The following is a 22,844-nucleotide window of genomic DNA, read 5'->3' as shown; positions in this document are numbered from 1 at the left end:
TATTTATTTATTATATTACGAAATCTCGTCCATCTATATTCTTTACCGTCTCTTTGCCATATGTGGTTTGTCATTACTTCTTATAAGCATCCACACAAGCGAACTGACAAGAAGGAGTATTGGATAAAACAAATTTGGGATTATCTGGAATGCTGATATCTCATGTCCCAGCTCCGACACCGCTGATATTGCAACCAGCATCTGGGCACCGTAAGGAATGATTCCCTGGAATATGCATGAAAATGTATCAAGCAGCGACGCTGATCTCTTCGGGGATATACCATAATCCTCTGCCATCTCCTTTGCTATCGGATTTGCCATGACTATCGCGACCGTATTGTTGGCTGTGGCTATGTCCATGGCTCCAACCAGAAGTCCGATTCCGAGCTGACCTCCCTTGTCACCCTTGAACACCTTCTTTATAGCCGAAAGCAGCGCCTCAAATCCGCCATACTCTCTGATGAGTGAACACATGGCAGCCACAAGTACAGCTACCATACTCGTCTCGAACATTCCCGCTGCACCGCTTCCCATATTCGTCAGGAGATCCACTGCTGCCGTCTGCCCTGTGGCAAGCATGATGATGGAGCCTGACACGATTCCAACTATCAGGACTACAAACACATTAAATCCCACTATTCCTCCTATGAGTACCAGAACATAAGGTATGATCTGTATCATATTATAATCATGTTGTACTACTCCGCCTATCTCAGTATTGAATGACTTAACCAAGATTACTATGAGCGTCACAATCGCTGCAGGAAATGCTATCCAGAAGTTTGCCCTGAACTTATCTTTCATGGCACACCCCTGACCATTACATGCTGCTATGGTCGTATCCGATATGAACGACAGGTTATCTCCGAACATCGCACCGCCCATGATGGACGCCACACAGAGCGGCAGATTAAATCCTGACGCATCGGCAACTGCAACTCCTATAGGCGTCAGAAGTGTTATTGTTCCAACAGACGTTCCCATAGCTGTTGAGACAAAGCACGCTACAACGAACAAAACTGCCACGGAAAATCTCGCCGGAATGATACTCAGCATAAAGTATGCCACACTCTCGGCACTGCTCCGCCCCACGACTCCCACAAATATTCCCGCCGTCAGGAATATGAGCAGCATGGTTATAATATTTTTGTCTGTAAGTCCATTTGCCATGATCTGAAGCTTCTCATCAAAGCTTACCTTTCTGTTCTGCAGACATGCCACAAATATCGCCACCATAAAGGCAACCACTATTGGAATATTGTAAAATCCCATCGGGATCTTCAGCACGTACTCAAACAGTATTCCAAGTCCCAGATACAGGACAAGAAAGACGTATATCGGTATCAGTGCCGCACCATTTGACTTCTTCATAATTCTCCCTCTTCTTTCAATATTTTACCTAAATCGTATATCTTTTAATTGAACCTTTATTCTGCCATGGTATACAAGATACACCGCGTGGACTCCCTCTGGGAAATCCACTTTGTTCTCGCACCATCTCCACTCTGTCTCTGAGATATCTTCAGATACAGGTATATCTATTCTTCCGATACTCTCACTATCTTCTGTCACACATATGTCAAAGTATCCTTCTACATTCTCTGCCAGATCGTTTGCATCCTTGAGCTGCTCCTGATTCTCGCATCTCTCGTCTACCCTGACAGGTCCCTCATACACCACCTTGTTGGCATCCGTCTCATATCTGACATTCACGCCAAATGTACTGCTGCCCCCAAGCGCAAAATACTTATACCCTATGAGTGTTCCATCCTCTATCTCCGCAATAAATCTATCCTCACCCTTGTTCGTCACATTTGGGAATTCTATCGTGTATATACTGTTGGAGCCGTGCGGCATATGTCCATTTGTCAGGTTGCATGCTATCACCGCTGGATACGTGCCATTTGCCACAAGCGGTCCATTGTTCAGTCCGCAGCTCGTAACCTCCACCTGGTCTATGTGTCCATCCGCAGCTATATAGATCTTCTCGGCACAGGCCTGTCTGCTGTAGTCCGACTTATGTGTGAGCCTGTGATAGAACACGTACCACTGACCATCTATGCACTCTATACTTCCGTGCGTGGTTCCGGTCATATTCAGCTTGTTCTCGAAACTTCTTCCCTTATATCCCACATCGCCATTTGACACTATAGTGCCACCAAATGTAAATCCGTGATCCGGATAATCGCTCACCGCATAGCACAGCTCATGGTTCTGCCATGACGAATAAACAAAGTAGTATTTGTCTCCCACCTTTCTCATGGATGAACCCTCAAAAAATGGATGCTCCTCAAATGATGTGCCCTTCACAGCGTAAGGAATGATGTGCCTCGGTTCTTCCTTGACCGTCAGCATATCGTCCTCAAGCACCACCATGATTGGTCCCATGATGCTGTCCTTGTAGCCAAGTATCTCCTCCTTTGTTCTTCCAAACATAGATACCTCATCATCCAGCCTGCCATTTGTCAGAAAATCAGGCTCCTCCTCGTATCCGTACTGGGTTCCGTAGAATATCCTGATGGTTCCGTCATCATTCATGGCTGCCGGATCAAAGCAAATGTACTTCTTCATCACAGTGCCGTCCTTGTAATGCACATGGCCAAGATATTCGTATTTGCCCGCCGGCGTATCGCACACAGCCACACTGATCGGACCTGTGTATCCGCCGTAACCGTAGTCACCGCCCATACAGTAATACAGATAATATCTGCCATCATTCCCCCTCACAACATCTGGCGCGTACATATACTTCAGCTCCGGGTATGCCGGATCCTGGCTCGCCCTGTATGTAATGCCCTCGCATCGCCAGCTTGTCAGATCTTTTACCGGCGCGGAGTACACCACATAATCCTGCATACAGAACGTGTAACCGCCCTCCTTATCGTGAGATCCATAATGATAAACCCTGTCGCCCCATACATGCGGCTCGCCGTCAGGTATGTACTCATTCAACGGCAAAAAAGGGTTGTAAACCTGCCTGTTCATATATCTTCTCCTTCTTGTATCAATTTTTTCTGTTCCCCTAAAACAATAAATCCCCAACATGATCCGCGTCATCTACAGACATGTTGGGTTCTCATATTTACAAGTATATTTAATAAAACTTTTTTAGTCAACAAGCACTTATAAAAAAGGATGCATCTGCTCGCAGAGTTTCTTCTCAAGCTCTATGAGTCTCTTCGTCTTATCCTTCGCCCTGTCATCCGCCGCCTTATATTCGTTTAGATATTTATTCAGCGACTTCACACCCATATTGCAGCCATCCGTCATAAGCTCCGCTATGGTATTGTCCGACTCATCCACTATGAGTTTCACATTTGTCTTGATCCATGACATGCCCTTTGCTATTGGATTTGGATCCTTGCCATCGTCATGGTACTCATCCAATAGTTTCTGTATCTCCTGTTTTATTGCGTTGTGCTCCTCCTTACATTCTATAAGTATCTTCTTCATTTTCGCCGCATGCACATACCCAAGCACCTCATCAATAGACGAAACACCCATCTTGATCCCGGCATCACATTCCCTGAGCAGCTTTATTGTGTCTGGTGATATCATCCCATATACCTCCTTAGCCTGTATATGAGTATGTTACCCGGTGTTTGAAAATTATATACTCTGCTAAACAATCCTTTTTGGAGAGTTTCCTCATATGTATAGACAAAGGTTGACACCCCACCCCATAATCTTTATACTGTTATTACAAACGTAGTATTAAAGGAGTATAATCTATGAAACACATTCCCCAGATTTCCGAAGCTGAATATGAAGTTATGAAGGTTATATGGAAATATGCCCCTATAAGCACAAATGACATTACTGACAAACTGTTGCATACCACTTCATGGAATCCCAGGACTATCCAGACTCTCATCAAAAGACTTTCTGATAAGTCTGCCATCTCCTATGAGAAAAAGGGCCGCATGTTCGTCTACTCCCCTGTCATCAGTCAGGAGGAATATCGAAAACATGAAAGCTCATCTTTTCTAAAGAAGTTTTTCAATGGACACATATCCGACATGGTTTCTGCGTTTGTGGATAGTGATGAGCTTAGTGCTGATGATATAAAGGAACTTCAAGACATATTAAATGTAAAAGGCACCGGGAGGAAATAAGGCTTGACTCAATTTTTCACACATTTTTTTATCAGCAATATATCCATAAGTTTCTCTCTGCTGCTACTGATATTTGTTCGATTTATGTTCAGAAAACAGCTAACATGTAATGGCAGATACAACACCATATATATTGTGCTGTTTCTTCTCGTAATTCCATTTATTCCTGTAAATAATTCATTTATATTCCAGGCCATAGGTTTCATACGATCATTATTTAACAGAAGTACTTCTGCCGCAAATACAGTTACTCCTGTGCCTATCAATACCAACCCTTCATCAAATGGGAACTGGATGAACGACTTTGCTATATCTGTAAACAGTACATCTACAATATATCCAAAGCTCCTTTTTATTATCTGGCTTGCCGGAGTTTACATATTTTCTATCCGTTTAATCGTGTCAGGCATATCACTATACAAGCTGAAAAAATCTGCTGTTCCAGTCACTGACTATACTGTCATATCGAATATATATTCGGAATGCCTTGAGCTCTGCAATGTGCGCAGATACAAACCGAAATTATATTCCTCCTCTGCTTTATCTGGAGCGGTCATTGTAGGTGTATTCCGCCCTGTTATATATATTCCACGGCAAATCAACGACTGCATATCCGATTACACAATAACCGACCTGAGACATATTTTGTTACATGAACTACAACATTTTAAACGCAGAGACAATGCCGTGAATATGTTTATCTGCATATTCTGCATACTGTATTGGTTCAATCCTGTTGTTATATACACATTACATACAGCAAGACATGACAGAGAAAAAGCATGTGACAATGATGTATTGCAGTACCTTGGTCAAAGCTATGCTGTGAAGTATGGACAGACCATCCTCCGTGCGGCTGCAAGCAGATCCAGTAATTCATCATCGGTATCATTCAAGAGCAAAAGCAGGAAAAAATTACTTAAAACAAGGCTTCAGCTTATTGTTAATTTCAACCCTGTCACCAACAGAGAAAAACGAAAATGTATATATGCATTTTTCATTATCATATTGCTGATGACTGTATGTGCGCCATTATCTGTATATGCTCTGGATGATACACAATACAAGGATTTTGCCCCGGTGAATCTGGAATCCATGGATCTATCCAGTTACTTTTCTGACTACAACGGCTGTTTTGCTCTGTACGACAAGGGAAATGATAAATGGTATATCTATAACCAGGACAAAGCCCTATGCCGCACTTCACCGGATTCTACATATAAAATATATGACGCAGTGATGGCTCTTGAACATGGCATCATAACTTCCGACAACTCATTTATGCGCTGGGATGGGAGCACTTACCCTTTTGATGCCTGGAACACAGATCAGACACTTCGATCTGCCATGACCGGATCTGTAAACTGGTATTTTGACAATCTGGATGCAGCTATGGACCACACAGATGTGAAAAATTTTCTCAGTCTTATTGAATATGGAAATCAGAATATCAATTCAGTTCAGAACTGTTACTGGCTGGAATCCTCTCTGACTATATCCCCGGTAGAGCAGGTAGAACTGCTATGTCACCTGAAAAATAATGATTGGAAGCTGTCTAAGACAAATGTGGATACAGTCATAGAGTCCATGTTTATTGCAAACTCAGATGGAAAAAGTCTGTATGGCAAGACAGGTACCGGCAGAGTTGATGATATAAATATAAACGGCTGGTTCGTCGGATTCATTACATCTAATGATAATGATTACTTTTTCGCCACGAATATATCACTTTCTGAAAATGACAATCAGTTTTTATCAGCGGACGGACTTTCCGCATCGAAGATCTCTCTGTCAATACTGCGTGATCTTGGGATATACGCCTATGAATATCAGTCAGAATAAACCGGTATGTCACATTCCATCTTCTCTATATGATTTGACATATATTTGAAAGTACCATCTTCTTCCGGTTTTACTGTAAGTGTATTTCTAAATGCAATGTCCGATCCCTTGTCAGCCCACACCGCATCAACAATAAGCGAAACAGTTCCATCATCGTTGTAGATATAGTCCACAACCTCTCCGAATGGTGGATACTGTTTTCCTAGAATGACCTGATATCTGTACGAATTTTTTTCTGAATTGTAATCACAATTATCCCTCAGCTCCGTCACAGTGACAGGGAACATTGACAACATAACAGACTCATATTTGTCTGCATCTATCCATCCACCATCAGGTTTCAGATTTTCACCAGTGTACAGTCTGTATATATCATCAAACATACACGGCACAAGTATATCTGATGCATTTGACTCATCCCAATCGATAACAAGCATATTGTAATTCACATAACTAAGCCCATACACATATTTTCTTGTCAATTTCCTGCATTCATCCGTCAACGGACTGACTCTGAAATACTCCTTCAGCCCACCATGGGCTATTATATTTGAGTATGTATATATAAAGTAGCCTTTTTCTGTGAGTTTCATATCTTTTAAATCCCGTATGCCAGTCGCTATAAATTTCCAGTCACGATTCTCGTACTTTGCTGTGTTGAAAATCATCTGTATCCGGCTGTCATCATACGCAAATGTCATCTCTGTCACGCTTGCATCCCTGTTTACCCTATATACGCAAATGTAATCTCGCTCTCCACCATCTGTATAATTTCTATAAAAAGACTGAAATAGCTGATAATTATACATATTGGTATCATCAGAAAAACAAATCAGTCCACTGCTTCCTAAGATATCTACTGCACCATATATTAAATCACTATTATCCGAAATATCTTCATCCTCATACAACTTTCTTATGGCATCTGACTGCAATATTCCTATTATATTTACTTTTACATTCTCCATTTCGTCATCGGATAACAGACTATCATCAATAACATTTCCATTCTGATTTATTGTGATGGTCTTATCTCCGTAGTGCTCCTGCCACTCTTTATCAGAAAGCCTGTCTCTGTACCAATATATCCCCTCTTTGCCCATCGTCAGAACATCATTTGACACATACTCAAATCCATCATTTTCTTTCTCCTTTATTGTAACTTTATGTGTAAATAATCTGCCACTCTCATCCTTCTCCGAAACAGCATTTACTATGAGGGTTATTGTTCCGTCAGCATTATACTCAGCATCCACTACCTCTGGAAATGGAACCACTGGTGTCACACTGTGATCAAACATCCCCCTCGTTCTGTACTGATACATTTGTCTGGACACATCATATACATTGACATGCTGAAGTACATCTGTAGACACAGGCAAATACTCCTGAAACACCTTCTCGTATAACTTCCCTTCTATCATATATGTAACCCCCTCGTCCGAATAGGGACTAGACATACCATATTTCATTTTGTAAAGTGCTTCATAGATATCGTAATAATTTATTTTGTTCATATCTGATTCATCCCAGTTTGTGGTAAATAAATTATTCGAATCATATCCAATCGTCTTGATATACTTTCTGTTAAGTACCCTTAACTTCTCATCCAGAGGCTCAACTCGTAATGCCGTATACGCAGAATCTCCGTCATATCCTCCCATTCTGTACCTCTCAAAAAATAGATATCCGTCTGTGTATTTCCATGTATAGGCCTTATAGTTTTCTTCATTTTTCTCAACAAAACAGTTATTCTCCCACACATAGAATCGCCTGGTTATCATAACATTGTTACCGCCTGATTTAAAATCAAACCTTACAAAGGACTTATCATACATGACCTGCAGTATTGTACATCCCGCATCTCTGTTTTCAGCCACCTCTGATAAAAACATCTCCGCATTCTCTGCATTTGCCATATTGATCTGATTCTCCACATCCACAGCTATGTACCCCTTACTTCCCATCGATTCTATTATGGTCCTAGTCTGATTCAGTTTTTCTTCCTCGGTCTTGCATTTCATATCCTGACAGGATGAATATATATCATCCAAATCTGCAATAAACTGATTTTCATCAGATATACTAAAATCAATAACTGTCCGCTCTGCGTCTGCCACTGCATTTTTATTGGAACAACTGCATAACAATATGGCTATGCCAACCAAAAGTAGCATACAATATAACTTCTTGTATATATTACATACGTAGTATTTCAAGATAAAAAAATATAAGTTCATCATATCAAAACTCCTTTATAATAAATATTACATTTGTAGTATTTATTATAAAGGAGTTTATTGCTGTGTCAATACTAATTACTTATAACTTCGCCCTAAAATAAGTAACTCCCGGCAGCACTGAAACATTCGTTCCGATCCAGACGTTATCTCCCACTGTGATAGGCAAGGCAATCTCTAAATGTAACTTTTGCTACATCATCATATATACTACAGCTTATACTGCATGAAATTACCATTATGAACAAATCCGAAATCCGTATACAATTTAACCCCCATGTCAGATGCCGTGATCTGTATCGTTCCACATCCATAATCCCTTGCATCATTTACAACACGGGATAACAGTTCCTTTGCAATGCCATTTCTTCTATAATTAGGGTTGGTAAACATACTGGAGAGCAACCCAATTCTTCCACTTGGGCATCCAAAATATGGCGGTTTCTCCACAAATGACATGCCGCTTGTCCCTATAATATCATCCCCGTCAAAAGCCAGCCATGATACAAATGTTCCGTCTGCCATATGGCGGGTATAATAATCCTTAAGCGCTGGCACCAGGTCTATCTCTTCTTTTGCGCCCTCTTCCCTGAGCTGATTTATTCTCATATTTATAAATGTATCAAGTTCATTTTCTGTAAGTCTTCTGTAGTCTATTTTCATTTACTTGCATCCTCCATTCCAGAATCCTTTTTCCTCCAGGATAGGTAAACACGTTGTTCTTGTTACATTTTATTCACTCTTCACCAGCTCATCTATCAGCTCTATAGCCTCTCTTATCATGCCGTCACAGTGCACTTTCTTGATTCCGCCCTTTTGGGCATTTGCCTTTAACAGATCGGTACAATCGGTCATGCCGTTGTGGTTATCTGCTATCCTGCGCCTGAACTGATTTATCACGTATGGATTCTCAACGCCCAGAGCGCCAAGCACCATAAGCCCTCCTGTGATCGCACCGCAGGTTGAACCACACTTCATGCCACCACCGAAATTAGCACTTAGCTTTGCCGCCATATCTCCTGTTAATCCAAGCTCGTCCGCATAAGCTCGCAGAATGGTCTGCGCACAGTTATTGACCATCGGTGTCTCGTTTCTTATCTCCATAGCTTTTTCTACATGTTTGTTCATTATGACTTCCTCCAATCCATATACAAATAATCATTTGTTAACCATCAAAATTCCTTTTTATGTATCCCTTTGAGGAATTTCCCCATTACACCTCCATATAAAAAATGGCGGGGAGTCTCCCCGCCTAATTAGGTTGGACCTGGGTCTTGCGACCAGCCCAGATAATGTGACATGTCACATTTATATCGTATGTTGATGATAACATAATTATGTTATTCATTCAATAAAAAGTGCAATTATTTTCAATAATAGTTATATCCTCACTCACTGATAATCTTCCTGCTGCACAGATATGTTATAAGGAAATATCCACCATATATGATCATCACGATAGCAGCTGTGATTCCGATAGCACCTGCTATATCATACGCTCCCATAGTGTCAAGAATCTTCATGCTGACCATCATTCCAAATATCGAATGGACTATGGCGAGAGCAAGTGGGAATACGAAGAATAGTCCCATCTGTGAGAAAAGAGCCTTGTTGATCATGCGCTGATCCACGCCAAGCTTTCTGAGCATCTTGTATCTCTCTATGTTGTCTGTGCTCTCCGAGAGCTCTTTGAGTGCAAGGATGGCTGCACCGGATATGAGGAATATGAGTCCGATATACATACCTATAAATGATGCTATCGCTCCTACTCCCACGCTGGCTGCTTTCACGCTGTCCTTAGTATTTACTGTGATAAGTCCGCCGAGTTCATCCTTCTTTGATACATTCCTTATGATCGTATCACTATCCTGTATGACATCCCTGTCCTGATCGGCATACTTTCCGATGAAATATTCCTTTGCAAACTGTGCACCTTCAACGGCTGAATCCGGCACGATAAACACGCCTGTATTGACCGGCTGTGTGGCAAGCTCTATATCTCCGTCTATACAGTATGAGATAACCGGCTTAAGCTTGTTGCCATATACCTCTATCTCTTTGCCCTCCTGAAGTCTCTCGTCACGAATCTTCACGAATATTCTATAATTTGCCAGGATGGCATATTCGTCATCGTCAAGCTGGAGCTCAGCATTGTCATAAAGCTTTGCAATCTTGTTGTAGTCGGACTGTGATATGATCTCCTCCGTTCCATCAAATCCAGACCAAGCGTTTACATCTATTCCAAGAGAATCAATCAGTGCCTCATCTCCCAGATAGTTTCTGATAGTAAGTGTAGGACATGTATACGTGTGTACGTCAACATAATCTGAAAAGTATGTTCCGAGATCTATATTATTTTCACTATATACGTCCTCTATGCTCTTTCCATCAGTAACTTCAAGTTTCTTCAAAAGATCATTTGTCTCGCTGTCATTACCCATCTCGTCTTCATCATAATAGATTGAATCACCGCTCTGGGTCTTTGATATACACACATCCGCTCTTGCATATTTCGCAATGCCCTCATTTAATGAATTCTTTACTGCAAGTGCTGATGAAAGCACACATATTGTCACAAAAAGCATAAGGCAGATTAATGATATTGAAAGTACATTTGTGTTGACACGGCTGCTCATCTGTCTCACGACAAATGAATTGAGTCCCTTGTAATACACATTCTTCATGGATGACACGATCCTGAAGAGCATTCCGGATACCGACCAGAAGAAGAGCACTGTTGCAATACATCCAGTCACGATCCACTTGTAGAGATCGTTCATGTACATGTCATTTATATCGGTAATTACCGCATGATAAGCATATCCAAGTGATACAACTGATATCAGGAACACGATAACTGATACCCATGGATTTTTGATCTTGACATTCTCAGATTTTCTTCCATTCTGGAAAAGGTCGATGAGCTTACATTTGCTGATGATAAATGTGTTGAAGATTATAACCACCACATATATGATTGCAAAATACAGACAGGTCTTGGCAAATGCGCTGCCAGAGAACACAAAGCTGTATGATGACATATCTGCATCGAACATGTTTGCAACAAGTACACTTGTTATCTGTGAAATTCCTATTCCGGCAAGAAGTCCTACCACAAGTGATACAAGTCCGATGATAAGTGTCTCTATGAAAAGCATTGTGGACACCTTGCGTTTTCCCATTCCAAGGATGAGGTACAGACCAAATTCCTTGTTACGCCTCTTCATCAGGAAACGGCTTGCATATATGATGAGAAATCCGAGCACAAATGCGATGAACACACTGACACCCGCAATCATCTTGCTCATGAGCTGCACGACCTGTCTTGTGTCAGCCGATATCCGGAGCATGGCGGTCTGCGTCTCTATGGCATTGAACACATAGAAGATTGCAACACCGAGTACCAGAGTGAAGAAATATATGGCATAGTCCTTTATACTCTTCTTCATATTTGATACGGAAAGCTTAAAGAGCGTCATTCAGATCACCTCCAAGCAGTGTCACGACATCTATGATCTTATTGAAAAATTCTTTTCTGGTATCTCCTCCTCTTCTGAGCTCGTGGAACACCTTTCCATCCTTGATGAAAAGTATCCTACCTGCATAGCTGGCTGTAAATGAATCATGTGTTACCATGAGTATCGTTGTCATGAGATCCTCATTTAGATGCTTAAGTCTCTCAAGCAACAGCTTTGCCGACTTGGAATCGAGTGCTCCCGTAGGCTCATCTGCAAGCACAAGCTTTGGGTCAGTGATGATGGCTCTTGCAGATGCGACTCTCTGCTTCTGACCGCCCGACATCTGGTACGGATACTTCTTCAGAACACTCTCGATCTCAAGCTCCCTTGCAACAGCTCTGACCTTCGCATCTATCTGCTTTGCAGGAACATTCTGTATGGAAAGTGCCAGTGCGACATTCTCATACGCTGTGAGTGTGTCAAGAAGATTGAAATCCTGGAATATAAATCCAAGCTCCTCTCTTCTGAACTCGTTAAGCTTGTTGCCCTTAAGTGTTGTGATATCCTTGCCGCCCACATAGATGTGTCCGCTGCTAACCTTATCTATAGTTGAAACGCAGTTGAGCAGTGTCGTCTTACCGCTTCCGGATGCACCCATGATAGCTACGAACTCTCCTGCCTCCACATCGAATGATATTCCATCTATGGCCTTTGTCATATTGGATTTGTTTCCATAATACTTCTCAATGTTGTCAATCTTTAATATTGTTTCCATTGAATTTCCCACTGGATTTTCCATAGAATTTTTCGTTGAATTTTTTGTTGGATTTTCCATTGAAATGCCTCCTCAAATGTTTGTCTATTACTGCTCTCACCATTGAACATATTTGCAGTTTACACATTTTGAAAGCAATTGTCCTTTTTTCATTATTACCTAACATTACAATTCTGTAACCTTGGGGACGCTCACCCGATCCGGTATCCCACTATCGAAAAACGCAATTTTTATATCATCCAATCTTGTATATATCATTATGTCCAAATACTATGCTCACATCTGTGTATTCATCCACCTTTGACGCTATATTCAGCTTATGTCCCAGCTGCCTGCACAGATTGTCTATTATATAAAGTCCCATACCTGTGGATTTCGCATGTTTCCGGCCATTTTCCCCGGTAAATGATTTCTTGCACACAAGTGGAATATCAGACTGTGGTATACCTATTCCATTGTCCTTTATGTGCAGAGCCTTGCCGTCACCCACTGCTTCAGCCCAGATCTCTATAGTCTTTTCCTGTCCCCGGTCTATATACTTGATGCTGTTGCTCACGATCTGATTTACCATAAACTCAAGCCACTTTGAATCCGTCACAACACATTCATCCACATCATGAACATTCAGCGATATATCACCATCAAGCAGCATATCCTTGTTCTTCAACGCCACTCTTCCGATGACACTCTTAAGATTTGTTTCAGCAAATCTGTAATCCGCCGCAGCATGCTCCGCCCTCACATAGTAGAGTACCTGATCCGCGTACGCGTCGAGCCTTGCGACCTGTTCCTCGTATTTTCTCGGGATCACATCCCTGTTGTTGTGGCACATGAGCACCAGACTGGCTATAGGAAGCTTGATCTCGTGAACCCAGATCTCAATAAAGTCCTTGAAATCCTCCACGCTGTCCCTGTACTTTCTCACATTCTCAGTCATGGACTTGTTGATGTCGTACATAGCTGAATACACCAGCTTACCCTCGTAGAAGTCAGGCTCGTCCAAAGTGTCAAGTATAAGATACTTCTGATCCAGTTCATCCAGATGTCCAACCAGACTGTTGTAGAACCTATATTTCTTCAGATAATCGTAGGCGATAACCGAGACGACAAATATCACAGCCACGATAACGAACATAATCCTCATCTGTAACTGTGAGTGAAATGCCATCATGAGCAGATATGTGAATATCACAAATCCCGCATATCCCGCAATTATTCCAAGTTTATCCTTTATATACAAGCCAAATTTCATTTTACAAAATTACTCCAATCTTTTGTTGCTGTAAATGATATATAACCCCACTTACCCGTCATACAAGTCGGTATCCCTGCTTCTTCCTGGTCTCTATGGCATCATCATATCCAAGATCCGCCAGTTTTCCTCTGAGCCTGCTGATGTTCACCGTAAGTGCATTGTCATTTACAAACTCGTCATTGTCCCATAGGTCTGTCATGATCTCATCCCTCGACACTATCTTTTCCCTGTTGGCAAGCAGCAGCTGGAATATGATCATCTCATTCTTGGTGAGAACCATCTCCTGATCACCTTTGCTGATTGTCCCCTTGCTGAAGTTGACCTCCGCATCTCTGTATGATGCCGTATTCTGGCTGCCCTCCATGCGCTTGAGCACCGCCGCTATCCTAAGCAGAAGTATCGTTGGATTGTATGGCTTTGTTATATAGTCATCCGCGCCATAACTCATGGACAGCACCTCATCCATCTCAGAAGTCCTGCTTGTGACCATGATGATAGGCACATCAGATTCCTTTCGTATCTCCTTCACAAGATTTCTGCCGTTTATCCCCGGAATATTGATATCCATGAGCACCAGATTCGGTGCCGCTTTCAATATATCGTTCTTTGTATTGTCAAAGCTCTTAAGACTCTCAGCCTCATAGCCCTCATTCTCAAGTATCTGCACAAGCTCCTCACAGATGCTCTCGTCATCTTCAACAACAAATATCTTTTTCACGTTTATTCCTCCTTCAACGGCATATCCACCAACATCCTCGCCCTGTTGTAGACATTCAGCTTTGAACCACTGGAATCCATATCACAGCTCACTATCATGCCCTGCGGCAGCTTCTTCTGAAGCGAAGGGTACAAACCTCTTCCGCAGGTGTGATTAGGCATACAGCCAAATGGCTGAACCGCCAAAACCTTTGGACACTCATGGAGTATGTGTCCCGTTATCTCCGCGCCGATGAGCCAGCCATCTCCTGTTTTATATCCCCAGCTCACATATCCTTCAGCCTCACGCTTCATCGTGAAGAAATCCTCCATGGTATAGAACCCATATTTTCTAAGCGCCTCTATCATTGCTCTCTGCAGGCTGCCGAAGAACTTCAGCCCCGCCTTGTAAAGCAGAGATTCAAATGTCATATTGTCTGTGAGGTGTGAATCCATATAGTACATGGCATACCATGAAAGCCCATTTGTATGGCTCTCACATCCATTTGACTCAAGGAACTTTATCATATCCCAGTTGCCCAAGTGGCAATACTTTATGTACAGCTCTCCCACTATCCCCACTCGCTGTTTCCTCTTATCATGCAGCTTTATCCGTGAAAAATCCCTGGCTATCCTGACAAAGTTTCGTTTCATCCTGCCGAGAGTCAGATTCTTTCCATCTTTCAGATCTCTGGACAGGATATCTATCCACTTCTGCCAAACCTTTTGTGACTGCCCCTTTTTCACCTCATTTGGCCTTGTCTGATTGAGGAGCAGCATGAGTATATCTCCGTAGAAGAGTCCGAACAGGGCTCTCCACACCATGAATGGCTGCACGCGCATCTGGCATTCCTTCTCCAGCCCCTTAACATTCAGAGACAATATCTTTGCCCTGTCAAATCCTGCCTTTCTCACCGACTCCTTTAACACATGTAAGTAGTTGGCTCCCCTGCAGGCATCCCCCGCCGTCGGCATGAGAAGTCTTGTCCGGTTGATGTCATACTTGCCTGACTGCAGTGCATCTATCATCTGCCCGGCATTTAACACAATCGGATAACACATATCATTGTTCACATACTTAAGTCCCACATCCGTGATATGATCCTCATTTGACAGTATGACCGGATGATAATCCTTTGAATAAAAGGCGTATTTTATCAGAGGAAAATGCGCATCCAGCATGGCTGGGATCAGCAATATATATTTTTCATTCCATGCGTTCTCGTCTATCTTATACATAATTTACTCCCCATATACTTTGCAGTGATATAACGTGTTTGTAGCACTTTAATTATATATTATAACTTCTTTTGCATGCACCTAGCCACTGTTTACTAATTAATTATGTTAAACTTATTTTTTGATATAACAAAACACAGGTACTATATAAAATGTCACACCCGTTACAATGGTTTTAACATCTTATATAGCACCTGTGTCTCAACGCAAATATTTTTATAGACTGCTAGAGCATAGGCTGGGAACTGAACTATCGATGATTTTCCCGGTTCTTGTTCTTAAGTTTATTCCAGAATACTCTTTGCAAGCTTCTGCTCCTCATCAGTAGGCGGGTCGATTCCCTCAAGCTTATATGGTATTCCAAGTCTCTCCCACTCAGGGATTCCGAGCTTGTGATATGGAAGTACCTCAACTTTATCTACAGTCTTAAGAGTGTCTATGAACTCCTTAGTCTTTCTCAGATCATCCTCATCAGTTGTGATGGTTGGTACCAGTACGTGTCTGATCCACATATGCTTACCCTGATCTGACAGATACTGTGCAAGATCAAGTATATTGCTGTTGGAGAATCCTGTGAGATCTCTATGCTTGTCATCATTGATCTGCTTGATATCAAGCAGGAACAAATCTGTGAGCTTCATCAGCTCATTGAACTTGGAGAAGAATGGTTCCTCCCTTGTAAATGGATTGCCGGCTGTATCTATTGTCGTATGAATACCCTCAGCCTTCGCAAGCTTGAAAAACTCGATGAGGAAATCCATCTGCAGCAGCGCCTCACCACCGCTCACTGTTATACCACCGCCGTTTTTCCAATATGGCTTATAGCGGAGTGCCTGCTTTAACAGATCCTCAGGGGTCCTCGCCTCGATCTTGACGCCCTTATCCTTCAGCAGCTTTGTATTCTCTTCTATCTTCTTCTCAAGTTCTTCTCTCTCAGCATCGCTTGTTTCATCTGAGTAAAGCTTACTATAGTCTGTCACAAGATTCCATGTCTCTGGGTTGTGACAATATTTACATCTCATCTTGCAGCCCTGTAAAAAAACTACAAATCTTATGCCTGGACCATCTACTGCTCCAAAGCTCTCTGTCGAATGGACATATCCTAAAACCTGTTTCTTTTCAGACATATTTCACCTCTAAGTTCTTCCTATTCAAATACAACTCTCAATTAATGAAAGTAATTACAAACAAAACTACATGTCTATTATCTCTTATAAAAATGATATAAATACATATTCTTAAAAAAAGTCCCGGAGAGGTTATCCCCGGGACCATGGTTCTTGTTATATCTGACAAAGCATCTATAACTTCACTGAAAATCCAGCGTCAGCTAAGAATTAAAGTGAGTCATGGAATGTTCTGTTGATAACATCGAGCTGCTGCTCACGTGTAAGTGATATGAACTTAACAGCATATCCTGATACACGGATTGTGAAGTTAGCGTACTCTGGCTTATCTGGATTCTCCATAGCATCAAGGAGCTTATCCTTACCAAATACGTTTACGTTCAGATGATGAGCGCCCTGATCGAAGTATCCATCCATTGCGCTTACAAGCTTTGTAGCTCTCTCTTCCTCATCATGTCCAAGTGCTGATGGGTTCATTGTCTGTGTATTTGAGATACCATCCAGTGACCACTCATAAGGAATCTTTGCAACAGAGTTAAGTGATGCAAGAAGTCCTGATGTCTCAGCGCCGTAGCTTGGGTTAGCACCTGGTGCAAATGGTGTCCAAGCACGTCTTCCATCTGGAAGGTTACCTGTGTACTTACCATAAACTACGTTAGATGTGATTGTAAGGATAGATGTTGTAGGCTCTGAATTACGATATGTGTGTCTCTTCTTGATGTCTGTAAGGAACTCATGAAGAAGCCATACACCGATGTTATCAGCTCTGTCGTCATCGTTACCATACTTAGGGAACTCGCCTTCGATCTCGAAGTCCTCAGCAAGTCCTGTCTCTGCGTTACGGATAACCTTAACCTTAGCGTACTTGATTGCTGACAGTGAGTCGATTACGTGTGAGAATCCAGCGATACCTGTTGCAAATGTACGACGTACATCTGTATCGATAAGTGCCATCTCAGCTGACTCATAGTAGTACTTGTCATGCATGTACTGGATGAGGTTAAGAATATTTACATAAAGTCCTGCTAACCAGTCAAGCATCTTCTTGTACTTAGCAAGTACTTCATCATAGTCAAGGTACTCTGATGTGATAGGTGAGTACTCTGGACCTACCTGCATTGGCTTACCAGTCTTCTTGTCAAGGAACTTCTCATCCTTACCACCATTGATAGCGTAAAGAAGACACTTAGCAAGGTTTGCACGAGCTCCGAAGAACTGCATCTCCTTACCAGTCTGTGTAGCTGATACACAGCAGCAGATTGAGTAATCATCGCCCCAGATTGGCTTCATTACATCATCGTTCTCATACTGGATTGAGCTTGTTCTTACAGAAATCTTAGCAGCATACTTCTTGAATGTATCCTGAAGAGCTGATGAGTAAAGAACTGTAAGGTTTGGCTCTGGAGCTGGTCCCATGTTCTCAAGTGTATGAAGGAATCTGTAATCGTTCTTTGTAACCATTGAACGTCCGTCAACACCGATACCACCAACCTCAAGAGTAGCCCATACAGGATCTCCTGAGAACAGCTCGTTGTATGACTTAATTCTTGCGAACTTAACCATACGAAGCTTCATTGTGAAATGATCGATAAGCTCCTGAGCCTCAGCCTCTGTAAGCTTACCAGCCTTAATATCTCTCTCAATATAGATATCAAGGAATGTAGATACACGTCCAACTGACATAGCTGCACCGTTCTGAGTCTTGATAGCTGCAAGGTATCCGAAGTATAACCACTGAACAGCCTCTTTAGCGTTTGAAGCTGGCTTTGAAATATCATATCCGTATGACTGAGCCATAACCTTCATCTCTTTGAGACGCTTGATCTGCTCTGAAAGCTCTTCTCTCTGACGGATGACATCATCAAACATGTTGCCATCGCCACAGTTAGCCTTATCCTCTTCCTTCCAAGCGATAAGCTGATCAATACCGTAAAGAGCAACTCTTCTGTAGTCACCTACGATACGTCCACGACCATATGTGTCAGGAAGTCCTGTTACGATATGTGTATGACGAGCTGCCATCATCTCTGGTGTGTAAGCATCAAATACTGCCTGGTTGTGTGTCTTGTGATACTCAGTGAAGATCTTGTGGAAGTTCTCGTTTGGAGTATATCCATACATCTGAAGAGCTTCCTCAGCCATCTTGATACCACCATAAGGCATAAATGCTCTCTTAAGTGGCTCATCTGTCTGAAGACCTACAATCTGCTCAAGATCCTTTGTCTCTGGATCAATGTAGCCTGGGCCATAAGATGTGATGCTTGATACAACATCAGCATCCTCCTTTAAAACTCCACCGTTATCTCTCTCAGCCTTCTGAAGTGCCTGAAGCTTATCCCAAAGCTTGTTAGTAGCATCTGTTGGGGCTGCAAGGAAACTCTCGTCTCCATCGTACTGTGTGTAGTTGTTCTGGATGAAGTCTCTTACATTACACTCTTCCTTCCAGAGTCTACCTGTGAATGATTCCCATTCCTGGTTCTGTAACATGATAAAATTTCTCCTTTCAGTGTTTTAATATGTGAAAATGTGACACACTATTTACTTATTATACAGAATAATCTTCTATAATTCAATAATGCTTATCACATTCCTTGCTTTTCATTTGTAAGTATATTATACTTTACTCATAAATTCGGTTGTTATAACCACGTAATAAAGATTTAAACAACTTTTTTTGAAAAAATTTGAGAAAATATATGAATAATATATATTGTGTATGGACAAGGGATAATTTATTGCACATATACAATATACTGTGTTTTAAAAAAATATACATTCTATAGCTGAAAGCCTTATCGCACCCCCGCATCATGACACCTTGTCACTATAATATACTACGCTGCAGACTGCTGCTCTGCATAGAAATAAATAATAAGATGGAGGTTATGTATGAAACTTAAAATTCCTCAATATCAATTGTCTGAAGTACTCAACATGATGGCATTTAAAGGAATCTCGGAAGCCGATATCAAAACCATGATGGATCTCGGGATCCTGCGCGAACACTATTACAGATACAACTCCACTATATTCAAAGCCGGCGAAATAACCGAGGAGCTTGGAATAGTCATCAAAGGCCGGGTGATTGTTGAGAATGTTGACTACTGGGGCTCCAAAAGTATCCTGAGTTCAGCACTTCCTGGAAAGGTGTTCGGTGAAACATACGCCCTGTCCGGACACAAACTCATGATCGACGCAAGAGCAACAGAGCCTACTATCGTATTCCTGCTCAACGCACAGGATATCATGTCCGGCAAATACAACAGTTATCCGTGGCATCTGCAAATGCTCAAGAACCTTCTCCTGCTGTCATCGAGAAGGAGTCTCACACTCTCACTTCATATCTTCTATATAAAGCCAAAGAAGATACGTGAGCGTGTCAGCTATTATCTCTCAGGACTTGCCAGCTCTCTTGGAACAACTGAGTTCGATATCCCATTTAACAGGGAACAGTTTGCCGACTACCTGAATGTCGACAGAACTGCACTGTCAAAGGAGCTGTCCAACATGCAGAGTGAAGGACTTATAGAGTTCAAAAAGAATCATTTCAAGCTGTTGGAGCTTGACCACGAGGAATTGACGTAATAATACTATTCTGAATACAGTACGGGTCTATCTTATGGTTACCGGGTGCGGAATTGTAAAATGCCAACACCCGGTAACTGAAATTATATCTAAGAGAATCATGAATTCAATATCTTCATAAACTCCTCGCCTGTGATCGTCTCCTTCTGATACAGATAATTGGAAAGCTCATCAAGCTTCGCTCTGTTCTCAAGAATGATGGTTGCCGCCTTCTCATGCTGCTTTCTTATAAGCTCCACAACCTTCTTGTCTATGAGTGTCTGCGTCTCTGCCGAGCACGAAAGTGATGAATCACCGCCAAGGTATTTGTTGGTCTCTACCTCCATGGCTACCATATCAAACTCTTTGCTCATTCCGTATTTGGTTATCATAGCTCTTGCAAGCTTTGTTGCCTGTTCTATGTCGTTGGAGGCTCCCGTTGTAATAGACCCAAATACTATCTCCTCCGCAGCTCTTCCGCCTGTGAGTGTCGCTATCTTATTCTCAATCTCCTCCTTGGTCATAAGATAGTGATTACCCTCATCCACCTGCATGGTGTAACCAAGAGCTCCCGATGTTCTCGGAACTATGGTTATCTTCTGGACAGGCGCTGAATCAGTCTGCTTGGCAGCTACAAGCGCATGTCCGATCTCATGGTATGACACGACAAGCTTCTCCTTGTCTGTAAGTATCGCATTCTTTCTCTGGTAACCTGCAATTACGACCTCTATGCTCTCTTCCATATCGGCCTGTGTCACGAAGCCTCTGCCGGCTCTGACAGCCCTGAGCGCCGCCTCATTTACAATATTTGCGAGCTCGGCACCTGATGCACCTGATGCCATTCTGGCTATCTTATTGAAGTCTACATTGTCTCCTATCTTGACCTTCTTGGCGTGAACCTTAAGTATATCCTCACGTCCCTTGAGATCAGGAAGTTCTACAGGTACTCGTCTGTCAAATCTTCCCGGTCTGAGCAGTGCAGGATCAAGTGAATCCGGTCTGTTAGTTGCTGCAAGGATGATGACACCATTGTTGCCCTCGAATCCATCCATCTCGGTGAGAAGCTGGTTAAGTGTCTGCTCACGCTCATCATTGCCGCCTATCTGCCCGTCTCTCCTCTTACCTATGGCATCTATCTCATCGATGAACACTATACATGGAGCCTTTTCCTTTGCCTGCTGGAACAAATCCCTTACCTTTGAAGCACCCATACCTACGAACATCTCAACGAACTCTGAACCGGACATTGAGAAGAAAGGTACATTCGCCTCTCCGGCTACAGCCTTGGCAAGCATGGTCTTACCTGTTCCCGGAGGACCCACAAGAAGAATACCCTTTGGCATGGAAGCGCCGATCTCCTTGTACTTTCCAGGATTGTGAAGATACTCAACTATCTCAGTCAAATTCTCCTTTGCCTCATCCTCTCCGGCGACATCTGTAAACTTTATTCCCTCTGTGGAATTAACATATATCTTCGCATTACTCTTGCCCATTCCAAACATCATGGAATTCTTGCCACCTCCGGCGTGCTTCATCATCTGATTGGCAAGCATTCTTCCAAGTAATGTGAATATAAGTATAGGCACGATCCAACTGAGTATAAAACTGAGTATCGGTGATGTCTGCTTGATCTCCTGACCTGAGAACTTGGCTCCCGACTTGTAAAGTCGCTCGGTTAAGTTCTCATCACTCACCATAGCAGTCTTATACACCTTCTTGTCATCTTTGCCTGTAAAATAGATGACATTTGACTGTGCCTCAATGTCTACCTCATCGATCTTCTTGTCATCTGTCATGGATATGAACGTACCATAGTCCACCTCCTCTATACTTCTCTCAGCAAACCATGGGACAAATATGAAATTGAGAACCATTATTATGATAAGCACTATCAGATAATAAAATATCAGCGGCTTCTTTGGCTGTTTTACTTCTTTCATATAAAAATCCTCCTTGTGATATTTTTTAGGATATATATGTCTGACACAATACAGAAACGCCATTATCATATATATTATTCTAACCTTATATCACAAGGAGGATTTATTCAATTAATTATTTCTAAAATTTGTATAACGCTTTTGAAAACACAGGCAAAATTATAAATATTGCTTACAGTACAGCCATGTGGGCAGCTTCGGGCTGATCAGTCAGCACCTCCATTAACCATTCTCATGGATTTCAGCATCACATTCTGATGCCTAAAGAACAATTATTATATATCTGATATCTATTCAACACTCTTATAAGTTAACCAATACCCATTATCTATTAACCGGTGACTATTAACAGTTCAAGCCCGCCTTCCTTAAAGAAGAATACCATTTGGGTTCTTGTACAGGGATCGAACCTGTATTCATGCTGTTGCAGAGCATTGTCTTACCATTTGACCAACAAGATAATTTTGGCGCGATTAGAGGGAGTCGAACCCTCGCGGCAAATATTTTTTGCCCTATGACTGTTTAGCCATTCCCTTAAACCACTTGGGTATAAACGCTTAAGTACACACTTATCGCCGTGTGCTGCGGACTGA

17 protein-coding genes, 1 tRNA gene and 1 pseudogene are annotated in these 22,844 nt (G+C 42.1%); 3 read left to right on the top strand and 16 right to left on the bottom strand.

All coding sequences use genetic code 11. The features are described 5' to 3' along the window. Nucleotides 1-42: 42 nt before the first annotated feature. The 3 genes from DWW60_RS00475 to DWW60_RS00465 all read right to left on the bottom strand — a co-directional run bounded on the left by DWW60_RS00475 (nt 43) and on the right by DWW60_RS00465 (nt 3,558). On the bottom strand, nt 43-1,371 hold the full coding sequence (locus DWW60_RS00475) for a Na+/H+ antiporter NhaC family protein (RefSeq protein ID WP_022216349.1): 1,329 nt from the start codon (nt 1,369-1,371) through the stop codon (nt 43-45). Nucleotides 1,372-1,395: 24 nt separating this feature from the next. Continuing rightward, nucleotides 1,396-2,985, bottom strand: a complete 1,590-nt coding sequence (locus tag DWW60_RS00470; protein ID WP_022216348.1) for a family 43 glycosylhydrolase — start codon at nt 2,983-2,985, stop codon at nt 1,396-1,398. Between the two features lie 138 nt (nt 2,986-3,123). After that, the gene (locus tag DWW60_RS00465; protein WP_015535037.1) at nt 3,124-3,558 is read right to left on the bottom strand and encodes a hypothetical protein; all 435 of its coding nucleotides are present in this window, start codon (nt 3,556-3,558) and stop codon (nt 3,124-3,126) included. Between the two features lie 173 nt (nt 3,559-3,731). On the opposite strand from DWW60_RS00465, the gene DWW60_RS00460 reads away from it, so the two are divergent. Then, complete coding sequence (locus tag DWW60_RS00460) at nt 3,732-4,115, top strand: BlaI/MecI/CopY family transcriptional regulator (RefSeq protein ID WP_055144280.1); 384 nt, start codon at nt 3,732-3,734, stop codon at nt 4,113-4,115. A gap of 3 nt (nt 4,116-4,118) precedes the next feature. Beyond that, nucleotides 4,119-5,957: a BlaR1 family beta-lactam sensor/signal transducer gene (locus DWW60_RS00455; RefSeq protein ID WP_117874172.1), complete on the top strand. Its 1,839-nt coding sequence runs from the start codon at nt 4,119-4,121 to the stop codon at nt 5,955-5,957. Here the strand turns inward: DWW60_RS00455 and DWW60_RS00450 are convergent. The 10 genes from DWW60_RS00450 to pflB form a co-directional block, all read right to left on the bottom strand. Beyond that, the gene (locus tag DWW60_RS00450) at nt 5,945-8,134 is read right to left on the bottom strand and encodes a DUF6070 family protein (RefSeq protein ID WP_147341839.1); all 2,190 of its coding nucleotides are present in this window, start codon (nt 8,132-8,134) and stop codon (nt 5,945-5,947) included. The two genes, DWW60_RS00455 and DWW60_RS00450, sit on opposite strands and share 13 nt — an antisense overlap. 273 nt (nt 8,135-8,407) lie before the next feature. Then, complete coding sequence (locus DWW60_RS00440; protein WP_117874170.1) at nt 8,408-8,860, bottom strand: GNAT family N-acetyltransferase; 453 nt, start codon at nt 8,858-8,860, stop codon at nt 8,408-8,410. 69 nt (nt 8,861-8,929) lie between these two features. Further along, nucleotides 8,930-9,325, bottom strand: coding sequence for a C-GCAxxG-C-C family protein (locus DWW60_RS00435; protein WP_117874169.1), 396 nt, complete (start codon nt 9,323-9,325; stop codon nt 8,930-8,932). A 260-nt stretch (nt 9,326-9,585) separates the two neighbouring features. Then, nucleotides 9,586-11,676, bottom strand: a complete 2,091-nt coding sequence (locus DWW60_RS00430; RefSeq protein WP_117548849.1) for an ABC transporter permease — start codon at nt 11,674-11,676, stop codon at nt 9,586-9,588. Next, on the bottom strand, nt 11,663-12,430 hold the full coding sequence (locus DWW60_RS00425) for an ABC transporter ATP-binding protein (protein WP_117549420.1): 768 nt from the start codon (nt 12,428-12,430) through the stop codon (nt 11,663-11,665). The genes DWW60_RS00430 and DWW60_RS00425 overlap by 14 nt, the downstream gene beginning before the upstream one ends. A gap of 235 nt (nt 12,431-12,665) precedes the next feature. Next, nucleotides 12,666-13,682 (bottom strand): sensor histidine kinase, encoded by a 1,017-nt coding sequence (locus DWW60_RS00420; protein WP_117548848.1) that lies wholly within the window; start codon nt 13,680-13,682, stop codon nt 12,666-12,668. Nucleotides 13,683-13,740: 58 nt separating this feature from the next. Further along, the gene (locus DWW60_RS00415) at nt 13,741-14,403 is read right to left on the bottom strand and encodes a response regulator transcription factor (RefSeq protein ID WP_117874168.1); all 663 of its coding nucleotides are present in this window, start codon (nt 14,401-14,403) and stop codon (nt 13,741-13,743) included. A 2-nt stretch (nt 14,404-14,405) separates the two neighbouring features. Beyond that, a complete protein-coding gene (locus tag DWW60_RS00410; protein WP_117874167.1) occupies nt 14,406-15,620 on the bottom strand; it encodes a 2-hydroxyacyl-CoA dehydratase in 1,215 nt (404 codons plus the stop codon). Between the two features lie 284 nt (nt 15,621-15,904). Then, on the bottom strand, nt 15,905-16,747 hold the full coding sequence (locus tag DWW60_RS00405; RefSeq protein WP_117874166.1) for a radical SAM protein: 843 nt from the start codon (nt 16,745-16,747) through the stop codon (nt 15,905-15,907). Between the two features lie 210 nt (nt 16,748-16,957). Then, nucleotides 16,958-19,234: a formate C-acetyltransferase gene (gene pflB, locus DWW60_RS00400; protein WP_117548842.1), complete on the bottom strand. Its 2,277-nt coding sequence runs from the start codon at nt 19,232-19,234 to the stop codon at nt 16,958-16,960. 402 nt (nt 19,235-19,636) lie between these two features. Between pflB and DWW60_RS00395 the strand changes: the two genes are divergently transcribed. Beyond that, nucleotides 19,637-20,332 carry a Crp/Fnr family transcriptional regulator gene (locus tag DWW60_RS00395; protein WP_055222757.1) on the top strand — a complete coding sequence of 232 codons (696 nt, stop codon included), beginning with the start codon at nt 19,637-19,639 and terminating at the stop codon, nt 20,330-20,332. A gap of 98 nt (nt 20,333-20,430) precedes the next feature. Here DWW60_RS00395 and ftsH read toward each other — a convergent pair whose 3' ends face one another. From ftsH to DWW60_RS00380, 3 genes and pseudogenes are all read right to left on the bottom strand, one after another. After that, nucleotides 20,431-22,251 carry an ATP-dependent zinc metalloprotease FtsH gene (gene ftsH / locus DWW60_RS00390; protein ID WP_117874165.1) on the bottom strand — a complete coding sequence of 607 codons (1,821 nt, stop codon included), beginning with the start codon at nt 22,249-22,251 and terminating at the stop codon, nt 20,431-20,433. Between the two features lie 386 nt (nt 22,252-22,637). Further along, a tRNA-Cys gene (locus DWW60_RS00385) sits at nt 22,638-22,711 on the bottom strand. A 5-nt stretch (nt 22,712-22,716) separates the two neighbouring features. After that, nucleotides 22,717-22,808: pseudogene (locus tag DWW60_RS00380) on the bottom strand. Between the last annotated feature and the right edge of the window lie 36 nt (nt 22,809-22,844).

The organism is Coprococcus sp. AF16-22 (assembly GCF_003461545.1).
GTDB lineage: Bacteria > Bacillota > Clostridia > Lachnospirales > Lachnospiraceae > Coprococcus > Coprococcus aceti.
The sequence above is the reverse complement of the archived record's forward strand: the minus strand, read 5'-3'. Positions and strand labels throughout refer to the sequence as shown.